At 62.8% G+C, this 20,384-nt stretch carries 23 protein-coding genes; 13 read left to right on the top strand and 10 right to left on the bottom strand.

Features of this window, described 5'->3' with window-relative positions:
- Positions 1-35 precede the first annotated feature (35 nt).
- The 7 genes from NKH22_RS13700 to NKH22_RS13670 all read left to right on the top strand — a co-directional run bounded on the left by NKH22_RS13700 (position 36) and on the right by NKH22_RS13670 (position 5,200).
- Positions 36-278: a type II toxin-antitoxin system VapB family antitoxin gene (locus NKH22_RS13700; RefSeq protein WP_023687289.1), complete on the top strand. Its 243-nt coding sequence runs from the start codon at positions 36-38 to the stop codon at positions 276-278.
- On the top strand, positions 278-694 hold the full coding sequence (locus NKH22_RS13695) for a type II toxin-antitoxin system VapC family toxin (protein ID WP_352909847.1): 417 nt from the start codon (positions 278-280) through the stop codon (positions 692-694). Before NKH22_RS13700 ends, NKH22_RS13695 begins: the two co-directional genes overlap by 1 nt.
- A 162-nt stretch (positions 695-856) precedes the next feature.
- Complete coding sequence (locus NKH22_RS13690; protein WP_023692862.1) at positions 857-1,375, top strand: RNA polymerase sigma factor; 519 nt, start codon at positions 857-859, stop codon at positions 1,373-1,375.
- A complete protein-coding gene (locus NKH22_RS13685) occupies positions 1,372-2,163 on the top strand; it encodes an anti-sigma factor family protein (protein WP_023692863.1) in 792 nt (263 codons plus the stop codon). The genes NKH22_RS13690 and NKH22_RS13685 overlap by 4 nt, the downstream gene beginning before the upstream one ends.
- Before the next feature lie 159 nt (positions 2,164-2,322).
- A complete protein-coding gene (locus NKH22_RS13680; RefSeq protein WP_023692865.1) occupies positions 2,323-3,420 on the top strand; it encodes a peptidase C39 family protein in 1,098 nt (365 codons plus the stop codon).
- A gap of 5 nt (positions 3,421-3,425) precedes the next feature.
- Complete coding sequence (locus NKH22_RS13675) at positions 3,426-4,889, top strand: RimK family ATP-grasp domain-containing protein (RefSeq protein ID WP_023692866.1); 1,464 nt, start codon at positions 3,426-3,428, stop codon at positions 4,887-4,889.
- A gap of 38 nt (positions 4,890-4,927) precedes the next feature.
- On the top strand, positions 4,928-5,200 hold the full coding sequence (locus tag NKH22_RS13670) for a DUF3303 domain-containing protein (protein WP_023670254.1): 273 nt from the start codon (positions 4,928-4,930) through the stop codon (positions 5,198-5,200).
- Positions 5,201-5,213: 13 nt separating this feature from the next.
- On the opposite strand, the gene NKH22_RS13665 is transcribed toward NKH22_RS13670, so the two are convergent.
- Positions 5,214-6,113, bottom strand: a complete 900-nt coding sequence (locus tag NKH22_RS13665) for a LysR substrate-binding domain-containing protein (RefSeq protein ID WP_023692867.1) — start codon at positions 6,111-6,113, stop codon at positions 5,214-5,216.
- Positions 6,114-6,200: 87 nt separating this feature from the next.
- Between NKH22_RS13665 and NKH22_RS13660 the strand changes: the two genes are divergently transcribed.
- Entirely contained in the window at positions 6,201-7,118 is a 918-nt protein-coding gene (locus tag NKH22_RS13660; protein WP_023692868.1) for a fatty acid desaturase family protein, read from the top strand.
- Between the two features lie 12 nt (positions 7,119-7,130).
- Here NKH22_RS13660 and NKH22_RS13655 read toward each other — a convergent pair whose 3' ends face one another.
- A complete protein-coding gene (locus NKH22_RS13655; protein WP_023692869.1) occupies positions 7,131-8,297 on the bottom strand; it encodes an amidohydrolase in 1,167 nt (388 codons plus the stop codon).
- A 91-nt stretch (positions 8,298-8,388) separates the two neighbouring features.
- On the opposite strand from NKH22_RS13655, the gene NKH22_RS13650 reads away from it, so the two are divergent.
- Complete coding sequence (locus tag NKH22_RS13650) at positions 8,389-9,237, top strand: AraC family transcriptional regulator (protein ID WP_031198851.1); 849 nt, start codon at positions 8,389-8,391, stop codon at positions 9,235-9,237.
- Here NKH22_RS13650 and NKH22_RS13645 read toward each other — a convergent pair.
- From NKH22_RS13645 to ygfZ, 3 genes are all read right to left on the bottom strand, one after another.
- The gene (locus NKH22_RS13645) at positions 9,206-11,338 is read right to left on the bottom strand and encodes a putative bifunctional diguanylate cyclase/phosphodiesterase (RefSeq protein WP_023692871.1); all 2,133 of its coding nucleotides are present in this window, start codon (positions 11,336-11,338) and stop codon (positions 9,206-9,208) included. The two genes, NKH22_RS13650 and NKH22_RS13645, sit on opposite strands and share 32 nt — an antisense overlap.
- 67 nt (positions 11,339-11,405) lie before the next feature.
- On the bottom strand, positions 11,406-12,044 hold the full coding sequence (locus NKH22_RS13640; protein WP_023670260.1) for an HD domain-containing protein: 639 nt from the start codon (positions 12,042-12,044) through the stop codon (positions 11,406-11,408).
- On the bottom strand, positions 12,044-12,904 hold the full coding sequence (gene ygfZ, locus NKH22_RS13635; protein WP_023692872.1) for a CAF17-like 4Fe-4S cluster assembly/insertion protein YgfZ: 861 nt from the start codon (positions 12,902-12,904) through the stop codon (positions 12,044-12,046). Before ygfZ ends, NKH22_RS13640 begins: the two co-directional genes overlap by 1 nt.
- Positions 12,905-12,986: 82 nt before the next feature.
- On the opposite strand from ygfZ, the gene NKH22_RS13630 reads away from it, so the two are divergent.
- Both NKH22_RS13630 and NKH22_RS13625 read left to right on the top strand, forming a co-directional pair.
- Positions 12,987-14,318 carry a dihydroorotase gene (locus NKH22_RS13630; RefSeq protein ID WP_023673560.1) on the top strand — a complete coding sequence of 444 codons (1,332 nt, stop codon included), beginning with the start codon at positions 12,987-12,989 and terminating at the stop codon, positions 14,316-14,318.
- A 239-nt stretch (positions 14,319-14,557) separates the two neighbouring features.
- A complete protein-coding gene (locus NKH22_RS13625) occupies positions 14,558-14,935 on the top strand; it encodes a hypothetical protein (RefSeq protein WP_023692873.1) in 378 nt (125 codons plus the stop codon).
- Positions 14,936-14,976: 41 nt separating this feature from the next.
- Here NKH22_RS13625 and NKH22_RS13620 read toward each other — a convergent pair whose 3' ends face one another.
- The 4 genes from NKH22_RS13620 to NKH22_RS13605 form a co-directional block, all read right to left on the bottom strand.
- Positions 14,977-15,780 (bottom strand): hypothetical protein, encoded by an 804-nt coding sequence (locus tag NKH22_RS13620; protein WP_023692874.1) that lies wholly within the window; start codon positions 15,778-15,780, stop codon positions 14,977-14,979.
- A 106-nt stretch (positions 15,781-15,886) separates the two neighbouring features.
- Positions 15,887-16,144 (bottom strand): hypothetical protein, encoded by a 258-nt coding sequence (locus NKH22_RS13615; protein ID WP_023673564.1) that lies wholly within the window; start codon positions 16,142-16,144, stop codon positions 15,887-15,889.
- A gap of 328 nt (positions 16,145-16,472) precedes the next feature.
- Positions 16,473-16,850, bottom strand: coding sequence for a TIGR02301 family protein (locus tag NKH22_RS13610; RefSeq protein ID WP_023692875.1), 378 nt, complete (start codon positions 16,848-16,850; stop codon positions 16,473-16,475).
- Positions 16,851-16,917: 67 nt separating this feature from the next.
- The gene (locus tag NKH22_RS13605) at positions 16,918-17,325 is read right to left on the bottom strand and encodes an NUDIX hydrolase (protein WP_031203100.1); all 408 of its coding nucleotides are present in this window, start codon (positions 17,323-17,325) and stop codon (positions 16,918-16,920) included.
- A 123-nt stretch (positions 17,326-17,448) separates the two neighbouring features.
- Here NKH22_RS13605 and NKH22_RS13600 point away from each other — a divergent pair, with 123 nt between their 5' ends.
- Positions 17,449-18,207: an SOS response-associated peptidase gene (locus tag NKH22_RS13600; RefSeq protein WP_352909840.1), complete on the top strand. Its 759-nt coding sequence runs from the start codon at positions 17,449-17,451 to the stop codon at positions 18,205-18,207.
- A 136-nt stretch (positions 18,208-18,343) separates the two neighbouring features.
- Here the strand turns inward: NKH22_RS13600 and NKH22_RS13595 are convergent, their stop codons facing one another.
- Positions 18,344-18,499 (bottom strand): hypothetical protein, encoded by a 156-nt coding sequence (locus NKH22_RS13595; RefSeq protein ID WP_023673568.1) that lies wholly within the window; start codon positions 18,497-18,499, stop codon positions 18,344-18,346.
- A gap of 391 nt (positions 18,500-18,890) precedes the next feature.
- Here NKH22_RS13595 and cysS point away from each other — a divergent pair, with 391 nt between their 5' ends.
- The gene (gene cysS / locus NKH22_RS13590; RefSeq protein WP_352909838.1) at positions 18,891-20,324 is read left to right on the top strand and encodes a cysteine--tRNA ligase; all 1,434 of its coding nucleotides are present in this window, start codon (positions 18,891-18,893) and stop codon (positions 20,322-20,324) included.
- Positions 20,325-20,384: the final 60 nt, after the last annotated feature.

Here is a 20,384-nt window from a genome sequence, read left to right as displayed (position 1 = left end):
GGTGGAATAAATGAATATCCAACGGAGGATATTCAATGCCGCTCTATATCCGCGACGACGAAGTGGATGCGCTGGCCAGCAGATTGCAACGCGAGACGAACGCTCCGAGCAAAACGGAGGCGGTGAGGGTCGCGCTCGTGCACGAACTTGAGCGCAATCGAGCGAAGGTGCCGCTGCGCGATCGGATCGCCAGTCTTCAGGACAGGGCCAGGAAGCTTGGCCTGCCCAATCCCGACTTCGATATGAAGAAGTTCACCGACGAGCTGTGGGAAGACTGATGTTTGTCGACGCGTCGGTGATCGTCGCCATTCTCAACCAGGAACCTGGGTGGGAGGAATTGCTGAAGCAGCTATCCGGTTTTTCCGGGCAGGTCTGGGTTTCTCCGTTGTTTCACTTCGAAGCAACACAGGCATTGGCAAGGGCCGGCGCCGGCCCGCGCAGACCCAGCGCTGAAGCCCTTCTCCATGCCCGCGATCTGATCGATGAGTTCATTGTGGAGATCATGGGAGAGAGTCTGGCCATTGACGACAACATCGGCTCTCGGGCCATTGACGCGAGCGCCCGTTACGGCAAAGCCGTTGGCCACAAGGCGGATCTGAATCTCGGGGACTGTTTTGCTTACGCCTGCGCGAAAAGCCGCGATCTTCCACTGCTGTACAAAGGCCATGATTTCGCACTGACCGATTTAGGATAATTCGGCCCTTTTGTTGATTGCGGGGAATAATTTAGCCGATCAACTCGTTATCTCACTGCTTGGGTGACCGGGGCGGCAGACCGCTTCGCGCTGGCCGCTTGCGCCGCGCCGGGAAGGCGCGTTCAATCGGGTTAAACAAGGGCGACCTCAGAACCAGCGGTCATGGACGAAAAGAAGGCAGCAATCCTTGGCGAAATACCGCGCCTGCGCCGCTACGCACGCTCGCTTCTGCGCGACCGCGAATCCGCTGACGATCTCGTCCAGGATTGCCTCGAACGAGCGCTCTTGCGGCTTGAAAGCTGGCAGACGGGAGAAAGCCCCCGGAGGTGGCTGTTTACGATCATGCATCATTTGTTCATCGATCAGATGCGCAAGGTGAACCGGCGCGGTGAGGCGGCGATCCTGCCGCTCGACGCAAACGAGGCGCAGACAGTCCCCGCCGAGCAGGCCGAGAACGCCGCCTCGCGCGAGATCATCGACGCATTGCAGGCGATCAGCCCCGACCGCCGCGCCGCCCTCGTCATGGTCGCCATCGAAGGGTTTTCCTATGCCGAAGCCGCCAACATTCTCGGCGTGCCCGCCGGCACGCTGATGTCGCGCATAGCGCGCGGACGCGAGGAGCTGCGCAGCCTGCTCGATGACACGGCGCGCCGCCGCTCGATAAGGATCGTCGAGAAATGACCCGCCGCGATTTTTCCGAACGCGATATCCACATGGCTCTCGACGGCGAGCTGCCGGGCGACGAGCGCGCCGCCTACGACGCCTGGATCGACGCCAATCCCGAAATGAAGGCGAAAAGCGCCCGCTACACCGCCGACCGCGCCGCGTTGCGCGCCGCCTTTGCCGGTGTGCTCGACGAGCCCGTGCCGGTGCTGTTCAAGCAGATCGTTAGCGGTGAAGGCGCGACCAAAGCGGCGGCGCGGCAGTCGCGCTGGTGGCTTGCGGCCGCGGCGGCCGCAGTGCTCGTCATCGGCGGTCTTGGCGGCTATTTTGCCGGCATCGACGGCATCGGCAGGGAAGATGGCGCCGATGACCAACTGGCCGAAGAGGCGATCGCCGCCCATGTCATCTATGCCGCCGAACAGCGCCATGCGGTGGAAGTGCCGGCAAGCGACAAGGATCACCTGCAGACCTGGCTGTCCAACCGCGTCGGCCTGAAACTGGTGGCGCCGGATCTGGTGGCGGAAGGCTTCCAGCTGGTTGGCGGCCGGCTGCTACCCGCCGGCCAGGGCAAGGCAGCGATGCTGCTTTACGAAGACGCCAAGGGTCAGCGCATCTCCTTGTTCGTTACCGCTGATTCCTCAGCCAAGTCCAAGGGCACCTACATGGCCGACGCCGACGGTCCCGAGGCGGTCTACTGGCTGGACAAGGGCTATGCCTGCGCCGTCGTCGGCTCGCTGCCGCGAGAGCAGCTGGCTGCGGTCGCCAAGCGCGCCTACGGTCAGCTTCTGTCGGGTATCGCCAGTTAAGCGCATTCCGATTCGGGAATGCGCCTGGGTAGAAAGTGTCACAATTCGGCCCTATTCGAAGTGCGATAGCGCTTGATGGATATCGGCGTTTCGGCTGATGTTTGCGACGTTTTTGACCGCGGCCTTTTCCTCCACCCAATCGAGGTTTTCCAAACCCGCATGCCTGCCGAGATTCGCAAGGCCCGCGCGTCCGACGTCGATGACCTCGCCGCCATCGAGAAGGCGGTCTTTTCCAGTGACCGCATTTCCCGGCGCTCCTTCCGCTTGTTGATCGAACGCGAGACAGCCGAGATGCTGGTCGCCGAAAGCGATGGTCGTGTCGCCGGCTACGCCATCGTGCTGTTTCGCAAGGGCAGCGGCGTCGCCCGGCTCTATTCGCTTGCCACCAGCCCGTTTTTCAGCGGCCGCGGCATTGGCCGCATGCTGCTTGCAGCGGCCGAAGAAGCTGCCTTCGAGCACGACCGCATGATGTTGCGTCTCGAAGTGCGCGAGGACAATCTTCGCGCCATTGGCATCTATGAGCAGAGCGGCTACCGCAAGATCGGTCGCGAGCCTCACTATTACGAGGATGGCGCCACCGCGCTGCGCTACGAAAAGACCTTGCGCGGCGATATTCCGGTCGCCACCAAAGTCCCGTTCTACCAGCAGACCTGCGAGTTCACCTGCGGTCCATGCTGCCTGATGATGGCGATGGCCAATTTCGATTCCGGCTTCGTGCCCGATCCGGTCATGGAAATCCGCCTATGGCGCGAGGCAACGACCGTGTTCATGATGTCCGGCCCGGGCGGCTGCGAGCCCTTCGGCCTTGCGGTTTCCGGCTACGAAAGCGGGCTTGCGGCGGAAATCTTCGTGTCCTTCTATGGCGCGCTGTTCTTGCAATCGGTGCGCAGCGACGACAAGCGCCGGGTGATGGAACTTGCCCAGGTGGACTTTCGCCGCCGCGCGGAACTTTACGGCATCCCGGTGAATTACCGTCCGTTCACCATCGATGATATCCGCGGCGCCCTGGCTCAGGGAAAACTGGTGCTGGTGCTGATCAGCGGCTTCCTGATGTTCGGCAAGAAGGTGCCGCATTGGGTGCTGGCTATCGGCGACGATGGCGACCACATCCTGATCCACGATCCCTGGGTCGAGGACGAAAGACAGGAGACCATCCTCGATGCCGCCAACATTCCCGTGCCGCACGGCATCTTCATGAACATGGCGCAATTCGGCCGCGACGGACTGCGTGCTGCCATCACTCTTGGGAAACGCTGATAACAATGACCTGGGTCATCCTCACCGGCCGTCAGAACGATCTCGACCCGGCGGCGACGCCGCACAAGATCATCACCAACCGTGACTATCTTGCGCATCCGGCGCTGTTTCGCGGCCAGCAGCCGAAGGTCATCAACCTGTCGAACAATTACGCCTACCAGAGCCGCGGCTATTATGCCTCTCTGCTCGCCGGTTCGCGCGGCCACAAGGTCATCCCGACGGTCGAGACGATGATCGACCTGTCCGAGCGCAAGCTCTACGAGCACGCGCTGCCGGAACTGGAGCTGGCGCTCAACAAATGCCGCAAGGATCTCGGAGGCGTTTTCCCGCAAAAAATCTGCATCTTCTTCGGCATCGGACCGTCGAAGGTCTGGGACCGCTTCGCCAAGCTGTTGTTCGACTGGTTCCGCGCTCCGGCGCTTGAGGTTCACATCAAGGACAGCGCCGAATGGGCTTCGATCCGCAAGATAGGCTTCCTGCCGCTGGCCAGGATGGCCGAGGAGGAAGAAGCCCTCTTCGTGCAGGCGCTCGAGACGTACACCAACCGCGAGTGGCGCGACACCAAGGGCCGCACGCCGGCACGCTACACCTTCGCCACGCTGGTCGATCCGCATGAGGAACTGCCGCCGTCGGAGATTTCCTCGCTGCGTTACTGGGCCAAGATCGCCGAAAAGATGGGCGTCGAAATCGAGCCGATCACCAGGAAGGACCTGGCCAAGCTCGCCAATTACGACGCGCTGTTCATCCGCGAGACCACCTCGATCTCAAACCACACCTACCGCTTCGCGCGCCGCGCCCAGCAGGAAGGCATGCCGGTGATCGACGACCCGCTGTCGATGATCCGCTGCACCAACAAGGTCTATCTCAACGAACTGATGGCCTACAACAAGGTGCCGGTGCCGCCGACGGTGATGATAGCCGGCACCTCGGACCTCGAACTGGCGGCGCAGACGCTGGGCTTTCCGCTGGTGCTGAAGATCCCGGATTCATCGTTCTCGCGCGGCGTCAAGAAATGCGGCAACTTCGAAGAACTGAAGACGCTCGCCACCGAGTGGCTGGAGGATTCCGATCTCCTGATCGCGCAGAAATTCATCCCGACCGAATATGACTGGCGCGTCGGCGTGCTCGGCGGGCAGCCGCTGTTTGCCGTGCATTATCTGATGGCGAAAAAACACTGGCAGATCGTCAACCACAAGGCCAGCGGCAAGCCCGACCAGGGCGGTATCAAGACCTTCACGCTGAAAGAGACGCCGCCGCATGTCGTCGACACCGCGGTGAAGGCGGCGCGCTGCATCGGCGACGGGCTTTACGGCGTCGATCTCAAGGAAACCAAGGATGGCGTCTTCGTCATCGAGGTCAACGACAACCCGAACCTCGACCATGGCTGGGAGGATTCCGGCGAAAAGGACGAAGTCTGGGTGCGGCTGACGCAATGGTTCCTGGAGCGGCTGGACCGTCCCGGGCGTTAGTTTGCCGTCCCGGGCGGTAATTCAACCGAGGGGGAAAAATGCAGTTCATCGTCATCGAGGATTTCACCGGCTGCGACCGCAAGGAGATCTACCGCCGTTTCGGCGAGCGCGGCCGATTGAAGCCGGACGCGCTTGTCGTGCACCACTCCTGGATCGCGGCTGATATGAGCCGCTGCTTCCTTTTGGTCGAAGCCGATGACGTCACGCTGCTGCAGCGCTGGGTCATCGAATGGTCTGACCTGGTGGAGTTCGAGATCATTCCCGTGGCGACGAACAAGGACATGGTCGCCGCACTGGCCGGCCATCTCTGAGCAGTTCGGTCCATCAGCCGAGCACCGGCGAACCCACCGACCGCCGGCATTCCTCAATCAGCCAATTGCGAAACGCCGCCACCAGGTCGCGCCTTGCACTGCGTTCCGGGATCGTCAGGCAATATGGCTGACGCAGCGCGATCGATAGGGCATTAGCCCGGACCAAACGGCCCTCTTCCAGCGCCCCGGCGCAATAAATGCCTTGCGCCAGCGCCACGCCCAGCCCTGAAATGGCAAGGTCGAGCGCTGCCCGCGACGAGTTCGCCGACAGGCCGCGCTGCACTGCGCGGCCGGGTTCTATGCCCGCCGCCTCGAACCAGGTGCGCCAAGACGGAAACGACGCGCCGGTCGGTCCCCAGTCGGTGTGAATCAGTGGCAGGCCGGCGAGGCTGTCGGTTTTGGCGGTGAGTTCTGGCGCGCAGACGGGGTAGACGGCGTCCCTGACGATCTCCTCGCTCGGGTGTTCACGATAGTGCGGGCCGAAGGACAGCCGGATGTCGATCAGTTCGCGGTCGAACGGCACCGGATCGTCATCGCCGCGCAGGGATATGTCGACGGCGCCGCGGCTGGCGACAAAGCCGGCGAGGCGTTCGGAAAGCCAGCCCATCGCCATGGACGGCGGCACCGATACGACAAGCCGCGGGCGGAAGGCATCGCTGCCACGCGCGATGCTGCCGATCTCCCGAAAAGCCAGGGTCAGCCGGGGCAGCATCTCGACGCCGGCTTCCGTCAGCACCACGCGGCGGTTGACGCGATGGAACAGTTTTCGACCCATCTGCTCCTCGACGGTGCGAATGAGCTGGCTGACCGCAGCCGCCGAGATCGAGAGCTCATCCGCCGCTGCGGCGAAACTCCCCGAGCGCGCCGCCGCCTCGAAGGCTTGAAGTCCTCTCAGGGAAGGAAGCGCGGTCATTGGGTGATCCGATAGGTAAGGTCAGCTTATCTGTGTCGCAGAAATCCTCGTCTTTTGAAAGCTTTCTTATTCGAGTAGCTTGGCGCCATGACCGTATCGGCCCAGTTTGAACCCAGAGACCATCGCGACGTCATCGCGTTCCTGACCAATGAGCAGCGCAGCCGCCTGACCGGCAAGTCGGACGGGCCGGGTCTGGTCCAACTCGCCTTCCATCTCGGCGCGATTGTGGCTATCGGCGGGCTGATTGCGGCCAAGGTGTCGTACTGGCCGCTGTTGATGTTGCCGCAAGGCATTCTTATCGTCTTCCTGTTCACGCTGCTGCATGAGACGGTGCACAGGACGGCGTTCGAGACGCAGTGGCTCAACGATGCCGCCGCAAGGGTCTGCAGCCTGGCGATCGCGCTGCCCGCCGACTGGTTTCGCTATTTCCACTTCGCCCATCACCGTTTCACCCAGGATCCCGAGAACGATCCGGAACTCGCCTTCCCGAAACCGGAGACGATGCGGCAATACATCGTCCACGTCTCGGGCCTGCCGGTGTGGTGGGGGCATTTGCAGACACTCTACACCAACGCGATTGGCGGCTGCCACGACAGCTACGTGCCGCCGAAAGGCCTGCCCAAGGTGCGCACTGAAGCCCGCGCCATGATCGCTTTCTATGTCGTGGTCGCCGCGCTAGCCCTGTGGTTCGAGGCAAGTGTACTGCTCTATGTCTGGATCGTGCCGGCGCTGCTCGGCCAGCCCTTCCTCAGGCTCTATCTGCTGGCCGAGCATGGCCGCTGCCCGCTTGTCGCCAACATGCTGGAAAACACCCGCACCACGCTGACCAACTGGCTGGTGCGCAAAGTCGCCTGGAACATGCCGTATCACGCCGAGCACCACGCCTATCCCGGCGTGCCCTTCCATCAGCTGCCGGCCTTCCACCAGCTGATCGAGCGCCATCTCAAAGTCGTCGAACCCGGCTATGTCAGCTTCCACGAGAAATACGTCGAGACCTTGCGCTGAGGCGCTCGGCCGTCAGCGTAGCGTCTGCTCAACGAGCGTGACGAAATAGCGGAGCACGGTGGGGACGATGGCGTCGTTGAAGACATAGCGATCGCCGTGCAGCCCTTCGCCCGGTCTGACCGCTCCTGCGCCGACCCAGGCATAGCAGCCGCCGGCTTCGCGGACCATGTAGGCAAAATCCTCGCAGCCGAGGCTCGGGTTGAATGCGGTCTCGACCTGCTCGCGGCCGACAACCGCGGTTGCCGCCTGGACGGCCCGGTCAGTGGCAGCCGACGTGTTGACCAGCGGCGGGTAGCCTTTCTTGTAGGCGAGCTTGGCGGTGAGGGCATGCGCCGAGGCAATGCCTTGCGCGATGTCGCCGATCAGCCTTTCGCAATGGTCCGACAAAGTGGGCTCGAAGAAGCGGCAGGTTCCCTGCAGCCAGACCTTGCCCGGCACGATGTTGCCGACATTGCCGCCATGGATCTGGGTGATCGAAACGACCAGCGCCATTTGCGGGTCGACCGAACGGCTGACGATGCGCTGCACGGCCTGGACGAAGGCGCCGGCCGCGAGCACGGGATCGTCGCCTAGCTGCGGCATGGCGGCATGCGCGCCGGTCCCCTCAAAGTTCAGTTCGAAAGTGTCGACGGCCGCCATCATCGACCCGGCACGGGCCGCGATCTTTCCGAGCGGCAGCCCCGGCCAGTTGTGGACGGCGTAGACGGCTTCCACGGGGAAGCGCTCGAACAGTCCGTCCTCGATCATCCGCATGGCGCCGCCTTCATTTTCTTCCGCCGGCTGGAAGATGAAACAGACGGTGCCGTCGAAGGCTCTGTTGTCGGCGAGCAGCTTGGCGGCGCCGAGCAGCATCGCGATGTGCCCGTCGTGGCCGCAGGCATGCATCACGCCGTCTTTCTTCGACGCATATGGCAATCCTGTCTTCTCCAGCACGGGCAAGGCATCGAGTTCGGCCCGAAGCCCGATGGCGCGCACGCCTGGCCGTCCTCTGAGGACGCCAACCACGCCGGTGCCGCCTATGCCTTCATGAACCTCGTCGAGCCCGAAGGTGCGCAGCTTGTCGGCGACGAAGCGCACGGTCTCATACTCTTGGAAACCGAGTTCGGGGTTGGCGTGGATGTGATGCCGCCATTCCACCACCTGCGGGGTGAGGGCGGCGATGGGGTCGTTGTGCAGCATTGCGCTCTCCTTGCCGGCTATCCTAAATTCGGCCTTGTCGATGCCAGCACGTAAAGGTTTTGCGCCGGCAGCGTCTTGAACAGGATTGACCGTGTCTGGAATTCAACAGCCTCAGGAGACGACGCAGTTCTGGCGTCATCCGCGCTTTCGCGATCTTGGCATGCTCAAGGCGCGCTTCACGCGGCATCGCTACCAGCTGCACACGCACCCGACCTATGTCGTCGCCCTGATCACGCAAGGGTGCGAGCGGGTCCGCATCGGCAACGAGACTGTCCTCGCGCCGTCGGGCACGGTTCTGCTCGTCGATCCGGAGATATGGCATGACGGCGAGGCGGGTGCCGACCAGGGTTGGGCTTACCGCACCTTCTATCCGTCGGCCTCGCTCATGGGTGCGATCGCGGACGAGCTCGGGCAGGATCGCCCGCCGTTGTTTTCGCAAGCGATCGTCGATGATGCCGATCTCGTCCAGGCAGTAGGCGTCGCGCACTTGGCTTCGACATCGAATGATGCCACCAGCGCCGAAACATCCATGCTGATCGCCTTGCGCAAGCTCATCCTGCGCCATGGCGATTGGGGCGGCCGGCGGCGCGAGGCGGTCGAAAGCTTCGGATCGAAAAGCCGGCTCCGGGTCTATGAACAGGTCATCGAAGACCATCTGAACTCGGACCTCGATTTGCAGCGGCTCGCTGAAGCCGCAGGCGTGACGCGCTTTCAAGTTATCCGCGATTTCAGGAAAGTGCTGGGTCTCACCCCTGCTGCCTTCATCCGTGACCGCAGGCTGCGCCGTGCCGATCTGCTGATCCGGCAAGGTTCAGATCTCGCCGGTGCCGCCTTTGCGGCCGGCTTCTCCGACCAAAGCCATCTCTCGCGCACCTTCCGCGCCGCGCATGGAATGACGCCGGGGATGTTCAGGCGCGCCGGGACGCTGCCCTCGTCTTGAGAAGTCGAGCCATGTCGGCGGCCTTTGACGGCATGCCGATCAGAAAGCCCTGCGCCTCGACGCAGCCAGCCTTGCGCAATATGTCGAGCTGCGCTTCGGTCTCGACGCCTTCGGCGGTGACGGTGATGCCAAGTTCGGCACCAAGCCCGATGATCGTGCGCACGATCGCCGCCGTGTCCTTGTTGTCGATATCGTGGATGAAGGAGCGGTCGATCTTGATCTTGTCGACGGGAAAACGCCTGAGATAGCCGAGCGACGAATAGCCGGTGCCGAAATCGTCGAGCGCGATGCGGATACCGAGTTCGCGCAGCTGCCTCAGCGTCTTCAGCACCGTCTCGCTCTCATCCATCAGCACGGTCTCGGTGATTTCCAGTTCGAGCCGGCTGGCCGGCACACCGGAAACGGCCAGCGCCGAAATCACGCTGCGGGCAAAGTCGGCGCTTCTGATCTGCACTGCCGAGACATTGACGGCGATGCGCATTCCAGGCGGCCAGCCGGCGGCCACGCTGCAGGCCTGTTTCAGCGCCCATTCGCCCAGCGGAACGATCAGCCCGCTGTCTTCGGCGGCTGCGATGAAATCGTCGGGCGCCACCAGGCCGCGCGTCGGTGAATTCCACCGCATCAACGCTTCGGCGCCGACGATCTTGCCCGACGCGATGTTGGTGATCGGCTGGAACTCCAGCACGAACTCCCGCCGTTTCAGTGCCGTCTCGAGATCGGTTTCGAGCGCCAGGCGCGCCCGCACCAAGGCATCCATGCCGGGCTCGAAAAAGCGGTAGACGTTGCGGCCTTCGCTCTTGCCGCTGTAAAGCGCCATGTCGGCGTTCTTCAAAAGCGTGTCGGCGTCCTTGCCGTCACCGGGATACAGCGCGATGCCAAGGCTGATGCCGACATGCATGTCGCGGCCCTTGTCGCGAAACGGCTGGCTGACGACAGCGACGATGCGTTTTGCCAGTTGTTCCGCATCGGTGGCGCCTTTGGGATTGAACTGCAGGATGGCGAACTCGTCGCCACCGAGGCGGGCGACCACATCGGTGTCGCTGCGCAGGCTGTGCCGCAACCGCTCCGCCACGCATTTCAGCAGCCAGTCACCGGCCGGGTGTCCCCAGGTGTCGTTGACGGCCTTGAAGCGATCGAGGTCGAGCGAGAAGATCGCCAACGGTGTATCGCCGGTCATCGCCTGGTCGAGCCGTTCGCGAAACATCGAGCGGTTGGGCAGGTCGGTCAGCGTGTCGTAATGGGCAAGGTGGCTCATGCGCTCTTCGGCGCGCCGGCGCTCGGTGATGTCTTCGAAGGTCGCCACCCAGCCGCCACCGGTAAGCGGCCGGCGCGCAACCAGCAGCGTTCGGCCATCGGCAAGGCTGCGGTCTGTCGAACGCTCCTCACCGGCCTGCAGGCTGGCTCTGGTGTTGGCGATCTCGCCGTCGATGTCCATCGACGGATAGATGCGCAGTCGCACCATCTGTTCGAGCAGGGCGCGCTGGCTCATGCCGAGCGGGAAGTCGTCAGGCGTGACCTTGTAGAGGTCGAGGAAGCGCTGGTTGCGCACGATCAGCGTGCCTTCGGCGTCGTACATCAACAGGCCTTGCGACATGTTGGCGAGCGCCGCATCGAAGCGGCGGTGCTGCTCCTTCAGTTCCTGCTCGGCCCGCCTTTGCTCCGTAATGTCCTCATAGATCGACACCCAGCCGCCTGAGGCCAGCGGCCGGTGCGTGATGGAAACGATGCGTCCGTCCGACAGTATTTCCTCGTAGGTCGAGGCTTGCGCGCGCTCGATATAGGGCTTGCGGATGGCATACAGGTCTTCGGCGCTCTGTGAGGCGACACCGATGTCGACGCTGTGCTTTAGAATGTCCAGGAACGCGATGCCGGGCCGCACGATCTTCGCGTCGAGGGAGAAGATGCTGATATAGTTGCCGTTGCAGATGATCATCCGCTCGTCGGCGTCGAACATGCACAGCCCATGCGACATATTCTCGACGGCCGCGGAAAAGCGCTCGTTCTGGTGGCGCAGTTCGTCGGCGATCTGCCGTGGCGCGGCGACGCCTCCGGCTCCCCGTCTGCGGACGGGCGAACCACCCTTGACGTGCGCAACGGACATGAGGCGTGCCTGCTGACCGTGATCGAAACCCGGTACTGTGGTTACCGCTGGTTAATTTAGCGTATGTTCACTGCGCCGAATGCACGGCAACCGTTGCCTGGCGTTGCTTTTCAAGCGTTGCGTAGCGTTTGAGGAAGGCAGCTTGCGCCGAGGTCACCGAGTGCGGCTTAAAGTCGAAGCGGTCGGCATTGAACCCGCGCGGCCGGCCGAAGAACTCGGTTGCTTCCGCGGTCGAGAAACCGGCAAGCAGCGTCGCCTCGTAATAGGCGGCGATCTGGTCGGCGCGCTTGATCTCCTTGCGCAAGCCGACGCCGAGTTCGGGCGGCAGCGAAAAGCGCTGATGGATGGCGCGCTGGAGACGCAGCTCACACTCCTTGTAGGAGCCGCCCATTACCGATTTGAACGGCGAGATCATGTCGCCGATGACATATTCCGGCGCGTCATGCAGCAGTGCTGCCAGCTGGGCATTGGCCGAGGCGTCCGGCTGCAACTCGCTGAACAGCGCCTCGACCAGCAGCGAATGCTGGGCGACCGAAAAGGCGTGATCGCCGCGGGTCTGCCCGTTCCAGCGGGCGACGCGGGCAAGCCCGTGGGCGATGTCGGAGATTTCGATGTCGAGCGGCGAGGGATCTAGCAGGTCGAGCCGCCGTCCCGACAGCATGCGCTGCCACGCGCGCGGTGGCGCTCCGACGCGATCGGCAGCCATCAGGCGTCCTCCGCGCCGATGGCTTCCCTGGGAAAGCTGAACTGCGCCCAGGCCGGGATGGCGAGCGAGACGGTGACATCACCGGCCAGTACCGGCTGGCCAGCGTCGAGCGCCGCCTTGACCCGGTCGATGCGGGCAATGGCGAGTCCGGCCGTGCCCGCGGTCGAGCCGAGCGTGCCGACCGGCCGCCCCGCAACCGTCAGCTCCGTGCCGGGCGCGGGCAAGGCGCGGTCGGCCGAAACGATCAGCACGCGGCGCCTGGCGGTGCCGCGATGCTGCATGCGCGAGACCACTTCCTGGCCGACATAGCAGCCTTTCTTGAAGCCGACGCCGCCGGTCTCGTCGAGCAGCACGTCGTGAGGGAAGGCATCGCCGAGCTGATAATCGGAACCGCTTTCGGCAATGCCTTTGGCGATGCGGAGCGCCTTCCACGCAGCCGGGTCGCCACCTGCGGATGCGCCGCCATAGGAACGGCTCACAACCACATCGCGGAAGCGGGCATCGGCAAGTGTCGTTGAATCAGAAGGTGAGGCGCTTGAATCATCGCCCCAGGCAACCGTCACAAGCACTTGATCCTGCCTGGCAATCTCGGCCTTGGCGCGCAGCTTGTAAAGCATCAGCCGGCGCAGGAAGTCGTCTGCGATATCGGCACGGCAATCCAGCCGGAATGCGTCTTCGCCGCTACGCGAGATCAGGAAATCAAACAGGATCTTGCCTTGCGGCGAAAGCAGCGCACCGGGCTTTGCCGCGTCGACGGCCAGCGTGTCGAGGTCGGTGGTGAGGATGTTCTGCAAAAAATGCTCGGCATCCGGGCCTGACACGGAAATGAGAGCGCGGTCTTTGAGCAGGGCAAAAGGCATGGGCGGCAAAGAACCTGATCTTGCAAAACGGTCGGCCTTTACGTAAGCCGACGATACTCCCCCCGCAAGAGACCGAACGCCCATGGCCACCACCTACGACCTCATCCTGACAGGCGGCACGGTGGTCAACCATGATGGCGAGGGCGCGCGCGATGTCGGCGTCAAGGGTGGTCGCATCGTCGCAATGGGCGATCTTCGCCAAGCTTCGGCCGGCGAAGCGATCGACTGTCGCGGGCTGCACGTCCTGCCCGGCGTCGTTGACAGCCAGGTGCATTTTCGCGAGCCGGGGCTGGAGCACAAGGAAGATCTCGAGAGTGGATCTCGCGCCGCTGTTCTGGGCGGGGTCACCGCCGTCTTCGAAATGCCCAACACCAATCCGCTGACCACCAGCGAGGCGGCGCTTGCCGACAAGGTGCGCCGCGCCACCAGCCGGATGCATTGCGACTTCGCCTTCTGGGTTGGCGGCACGCGCGAGAATGCCAATGATGTCGGTGAGCTCGAGCGGCTGCCGGGTGCTGCCGGGATAAAGGTGTTCATGGGCTCGTCCACCGGCGACCTGCTAGTCGAGGACGACGAGGGTGTCGCATCGATCCTGCGCAACACCCGCCGCCGCGCCGCCTTTCACTCGGAGGACGAGTTCCGGCTGCGCGAGCGCCTCGGCTTGCGCGTCGAGGGCGACCCGTCCTCACACCCCGTCTGGCGCGACGAGATCGCGGCCTTGCGCTGCACCGAGCGGCTGGTGCGCATCGCGCGCAGCACCCGCGCCCGCATCCATGTCCTGCACATCTCCACTGCCGAAGAGATCGTGTTCCTCGAACAGCACAAGGATGTCGCCACCTGCGAGGCGACGCCGCACCATTTGACGCTCACCGCCGACGACTATGCGCGGCTGGGCACGCTGATCCAGATGAATCCGCCGGTTCGCGCGGCCCGCCATCGCGACGGCGTCTGGCACGGCATTGCGCAAGGCATTGTCGATGTGCTCGGCTCCGACCACGCCCCCCACACGCTGGCCGAAAAGGCAAAGCCCTATCCGGCCTCACCGTCTGGCATGACCGGGGTGCAGACGCTGGTGCCGATCATGCTCGACCACGTCAATTCAGGCCTGCTGACCCTGCAGCGCTTCGTCGACCTCTCCAGCCACGGCCCGCAGCGCATCTTCGGCATGGCCCGGAAAGGCCGTATCGCCGCAGGCTATGACGCCGATTTCACCGTTGTCGACATGAAGTGCCGCGAGACCATCACCAATGCGCAGGCCGGCTCCAAGGCCGGCTGGACGCCCTATGACGGCAAGGAAGTCACCGGCTGGCCGGTCGGCACCATCGTGCGCGGTCGTCGCGTGATGTGGGAAGGCGAGATCGTCACGCCAGGACAGGGCAGGCCGGTGGAGTTTTCCGAGGCGCTGCCGGCTTAGGCGGCCGGATAACGAACCACCCTACGTGTCCTCGGCTACGGATCCCCGTTCGACCGCCAGGCGGGACAGGCCAATACCGCGGCGTATTTACTAACCAAAGCGGTGCATTGTTCTGCCAAATCCGTCACTCTCTTTGTTTGGACGCAATTCGGACGGAAAGCCGTTTCACACTTTTCCTGGAATTACTCTGGAAAGCGTCCGGCAAGACAGACTCTAATTCTCGTTTATTGGGGGGAATTATGCTCAGATATATCTCCGCTATCTTGATCATTCTGGGTATGACTGAAGTTTCGGCAAATGCCCTGGATACCCCGAAGCAGGGTGTGTCTGAATTGAGCGGATCGGAATTCAACTACTCTATAATCGACCTGGGTTCGAACAAGAGACGCATAGAGGTCATTCATAACAGAGAAAAGTATGATGGGCCGCTGGCGGAGATGTCGTTCCGAGATCGGCATCTGCAAGTTTTTGGAATGGTGGCGAGATTGATCAAGGGTAGTTGCCAAAATGGCGTCAGCGCCCTGGGGAGTATAGCCGTAAGCAGGGATCCTGAACAAGACGAGGATCCCGACGCTGAGCATCCTCAAATTTTCACTTGGGAATACAGTTGTAAATAAGCGCCTCAACCGCGCAGGAGAGACAGCTATTCGCCGGCCGTTCAATCCCCGGCGACGAAAAACGTCCACTGCCCGGTGGGCGTAATGCCGACGCGGTAGAAGATGTAGGCTCCGAACTGCTTCATGTCGTCATAGTCGCCGGCGGTGACGATCTTGAACAGTTCGACCCGCTGCCTGGCGTTGAGCTTGTCCAGCGGCAGGGCGAAGAAATACGGCCAGACATAGAGTTCCTGCGGTGTGCCGACGTCTACATGGACATAGCCGGCATTGAGCACCTCTTCCAGGATGGCGAGGATTTCCTGACCTTCCTTGTCGCCCGATAGCCCTTTCAGGAAGGCGATCGGGTCGCCCTCGATTTCGCCCAGCGACAATTGGGTCATGGTGTCGCCCTTGCCGATCAGCGGCCGCAGCTTCTCGATGTCGCCGCTGACGCAGGCCTCGACCATCAGATCGCGCATGCGCCTGACGGGCTCGGGCAATTTGGAAAGGTCATAGACGACTTCGGGCACCGGCGCTTCTGGATCGGCACGCGGGTTGGCCACGCCGCCATCGTTGGCGGGGGCTTCCGGTTGGCTTTGTCCGGGCTCCGTGGGCGATTTCGGCTGGCTGGCGGCCGGTGGCGCCGTGCCGGGCAGATCGGGCATTGGCACTGAATTTTCAGACGGCGCCGTCTCACCATTGGCTGGTGGCCCGGCAGGAGCTGGAAGCTCCTCGCGCTTGATCTCGCTCAGCGCATAGGCAGGGTTGCTGGTCAGGACAAGCGCCAGCGGAACCGCGGCGCAAGAGGCGGCAAGCCAGATGCTGAGGACCACGCCGCGAGGCCGGCCTGACATCGAAAAATTCACCGCTTGCCTCTCCTTGGGCCTAGGCTGTTCAGGCATGATGCCCAAACGGCGCGCCGTCGTCAAAGAACCGGTAAGCTGGCGATGCACCCTCTGAGACGCGCGACGCCTAGTGCCGAAACCGCTCCGGCTCGAAGGCGCCGGCGATCACCTTTTCACGCATGCGATCGAGCAGGGCAAGGGCCGAGGTTTCGCCATTGGCTCGCAGCATCTCGCCGAACGCGGTTTCAAGCGCTGCCTCGGCGATGATTTCAGGTTCTATGCCGGCCGACAGACCTTCCGCCCAGGCCTCGCTATGGCTTTCCACCGCGGTCAGGCGCTTTTCTTCCCTGACCAGCGCGTCGATGTCGTTGACGCCATGTTCCATTTGCGATGTCCACCTTTTCAAGCGGCGGTCCGACGGGTCGGATCCGGCTTGGGCTGCCCCTATCTCACGCAGGCTAAGTAAGTATCTGTAAATACGACATTTTTTTGATCGTCTTTACAAACTTCGTCGCCTGCGTTCGGTCCGATTCAAACTTAGCCGATTAGACCGGTGAGCGGGATGAAAACCTTCAGTTTGAGTTAATTCCGCATTCGCGCGCTAACGTTTCGTTAATACTGTTGCGCAAGTGCAACACCAAGATTGCATCAACGTGCCGTGGATACAAGGCGGGTGCTCGAAAAGGCGTTCGCTAAACGCCGTCTGGCGCTCGTCAGTTGCCGTAACGCGAGGCGATGTCGCGCGACAGCGTCTCGCCTTCCTTCATGTAGCGGCTGATGGCTTCGGTCGCTGACGGCGTGCATTGGGTATAGGTGCCGCCGAAGGAACGGTAACCGCGGTTGAAGCTGGCGATGAAGCGGGCACGCCGCTCCGGATCGGGATTTTCCGAATCGATCAGCTTTTCCATCTCGGTGCGCCACTGGTCGCCCTTTTCGCCGCACAGATTGCGCAGGAAATGCAGCGACCCCAGCACCTCGGCCAGTCGCATCAGCCCGGGCTCGAACGGCGACTCGGCGGCCAGCGCCGGCTGCACGGCAAAAGCCGTGGCGGTGGCGATGCATGCGGCAAGGAACAGCGAGGTGCGGGTCATAAGTCTATCTGGCGAAACATTTTGTCGCCTGCAAGGCGATTCTCGGAGCGGCAGATATGGGCCTGCTTCAGGCCAAAAGCTCTTCAGCCACCTCCATGACGTCACCCGCGAGCGGCAGCGTCGCCATTTCATCAAGACTATAGAAGGCGGCGGTCTCGGCATCGTCGCTGGCCGTCGCTTCGCCGCCGGCATAAACGGCGCCGAACACGGTCAGCAGATAGTCGACCGGGTGATTCTCGCCGCTGCCGTCGATGTGGATGTCGCGAAGCGGACGATAGTCCTGCGCCCGCAGCCCGGTTTCCTCCAGCAATTCGCGCACTGCTGCTTCTTGCAGCGTCTCGCCGGGCTCGACCTTGCCGCCGGGAAAGGCATAAAGCCCCTGCGACGGCGGCCGCGCCCGTTTGACCAGCAGCACCGTCCTGCCGCGCACGACGGCGACCGAGACTGCGGGAAGTATCTTGCGCTGCTCGTTCATCGATATCGATTCGCTTATGTGAGGCCCACCCTGTGGACCGGCTGGCAGCGAGCAGCTTTAGCGGTTGCGCAGCGCCGGTTCCATCGCCACGTTCGCGATCGGATCAATTCATCGAGCTTGCCAATGTGCGGACGCTTTGCCCTGACCGCGACGCCCGACCAGACCGCCGCCTTGCTCGGCCTGGCGGAGCTGGAGGATTTTCCGGCCCGCTACAACATCGCGCCGACGCAGCCGGTGCTGATGGCGTTGTCGGGGCCGCCGCGCATGCCGGGCTCGAATTTCCCGGATCGCCAGGCGATGCTGGTGCGCTGGGGGCTGATCCCCACCTGGGTCAAGGACACCAGGGAATTTCCGCTGCTCATCAACGCGCGTTCGGAAGGCGCTATTGAAAAAGCCTCGTTCAAAGCCGCCATGCGCCATCGCCGTGCCTTGGTGCCGGCCTCCGGCTTCTATGAGTGGCAGCAATCCGGCAGCGGCAAGAAGGGCCAGCCCTACTGGATACGGCCGCGGCATGGCGGGTTGATCGCCTTTGCCGGGCTGATTGAAACCTATGCCGAGCCGGGCGGTTCGGAAATGGACACCGGCGCTACTCTTACCGTCAACGCCAATGCCGGCATCGCCCATATCCATGACCGGATGCCGGTGGTGATCGCGCCTGAAGATTTTGCCCGCTGGCTGGACTGCCGCACGCTCGAACCGCGCGATGTGGCCGACCTGCTCAAGCCCGCGCTGCCCGATTTCTTCGAGGCAATTCCGGTCTCCGACCTCGTCAACAAGGTCGCCAACACCGGGCCGGAGATACAGGACATGGGCATCGTCGAGCCCGGCAAGGTCAGGCGCCAGAAGCCCGGCGCGGACGACAGTCAGATGACGCTGTTTTAGAGCGCGCTCCCAAGAAGCCATGTCCGGTCTTCGGGAAGAACCTGCTCAATAGGAAGAGCTGCTGTTTTCAGGCGCGCTATGGGGCCTCAGCCTTCCGTTCCGGCGCACGCCTTGTCGGCGGCGGCACGATGCCTGTTCAGGCAGCGCGGGGCGAAGTGATTTTCGGCGCCGGCTTTTTATTCTTCGCGGTATGGAGAAGGGCGGCGACGATCGCGGCCGGGCCGATCGCACGGTAGTGGTTGGCGAGCGCCGGTTGCTTGGCGCGGCTCGATTCCTGCTTGGTTCGTGACATCGATCTCTTCCCTGGTAACATTTCCGTGTCTGCGTTTGCCGGCCGAATCTGACCGAATCGTGACCTATGGTGAACTAGCCGGCGAATGTTTCATGACTGTGCCGACATGTTTAATAAAATGTTTCAGCGGCTCCTGACCTATGAACCAGCGACGCTTTTGCCGGAAGTTGCGACTTGACGGCAACACCGGCCAAGGCGATAAAGCCGCCGATGAAAACGTTTTTCGCCATTTGTGGCATTTGCATTATTGGCTAGCTTCGCGCTGGTCCGGACGTTTTCGCCTCATCTTTCCCCAGAGTGGACAAACGCCCCGGCCAGCAGGCTGGAGCCCGATTTGTGCCTTGGCACAGGTAAGGCTCTCTCCAGAACTTAACGGACCGGAAGGGCACGCATGTCTGACGCATCGAAGGGTCTCAGCCTCTACAACACGCTAACGCGGACGAAGGACGTGTTCGTTCCCATCGACCCGTCGAATGTGCGCATGTATGTCTGCGGTCCGACCGTCTACGACTTTGCCCATATCGGCAATGCGCGTCCGGCGATCGTCTTCGACGTGCTGTTCCGTTTGCTGCGTCACCTCTACGGCGAGGCTGGTGTCACGTATGTGCGCAACATCACAGATGTCGACGACAAGATAAACGCCCGCGCGCTGCGCGATTTCGGCGCCGAGATCGCGTCGGGAAACCTGACGCTCAACGAGGCAATCCGCCGCGTCACCGAAAAAACCGCCGACCAGTACCACAAGGATGTCGCCGCACTCGGCTGCTTGCCGCCGACGGTCGAGCCGCGCGCCACCGAGTTCGTCGCGCGCCGCGCCGACGGCAAGGTTGACATGATCACCCTCATCGAACGTTTGATCGAACGCGGCCACGCCTATGTCGCCGCCGGCGAAGTGCTGTTCGACACCGCCTCGATGCCGGATTATGGCGAGCTGTCGAAGCGCAATCTCGACGAACAGCAGGCCGGTGCGCGAATTGCCGTCGACGCTCACAAGAAGAACCCGGGCGATTTCGTGCTGTGGAAATTGTCGTCACCGGAAGAGCCCGGCTGGGACAGCCCATGGGGCAGGGGCCGGCCGGGCTGGCACATCGAATGCTCGGCCATGTCGGCCGCCTATCTCGGCGATGTCTTCGACATCCATGGCGGCGGCCTCGATTTGATCTTCCCGCACCATGAGAACGAGATCGCCCAGTCGCGTTGCGCCCACGGCACCGACGTCATGGCCAATGTCTGGATGCACAACGGCTTCCTGCAGGTCGAGGGCCAGAAAATGTCGAAGAGCGTCGGCAATTTCTACGCGATCGCCGAACTGCTGGAGACCGAGACCTTCGGCGGCCGCAAATGGCCGGGCGAGGTGCTGCGTCTGGCGATGCTGATGACGCATTACCGCGAGCCGATCGATTTCTCCGTGCGCAAGCTGGAGGAAGCCGAGAATACGCTGCGCAAATGGAAGCGCGCCGCCGATCTCTCCCCGTCGGCAGGGCAAGTTCCGGCGGAGGTTGTGGCGGCGCTGTCTGACGACCTCGCCACCTATGCCGCCTTCCAGCAGCTCACGCAGCTTGCCGGTGAGGCCGCGGAGGGCAACGAAGCGGCCGCATCGCTGAAGGCATCGCTGTTGTTCCTCGGCTTCGATATCGGCGCGGCCAAGGTCGACGAGGCAGCGATCGCCAAGGCGATCGCCAAGCGCTTGGAACTGATCGCAGCGAAAAACTGGGCCGAGGCCGACCGCATCCGCGACGAGCTTCTGGAGCAAGGCGTGCAGCTGAAGGACGGCAAGGATCCTGTCACCAACGAACGCGTGACGACGTGGGAGGTGAAGCGGTGAGGGTGGCGCGAGACACCGTTGTAAGATTGGCGAAGGCGGCAGCGACAGCCAATCTCCCCC

Origin of the sequence: Mesorhizobium sp. M1252 (assembly GCF_040318265.1) — a bacterium.
GTDB lineage: Bacteria > Pseudomonadota > Alphaproteobacteria > Rhizobiales > Rhizobiaceae > Mesorhizobium.
Note: the sequence above shows the minus strand (reverse complement) of the source record. Positions and strands in the feature narration are given on the sequence as shown.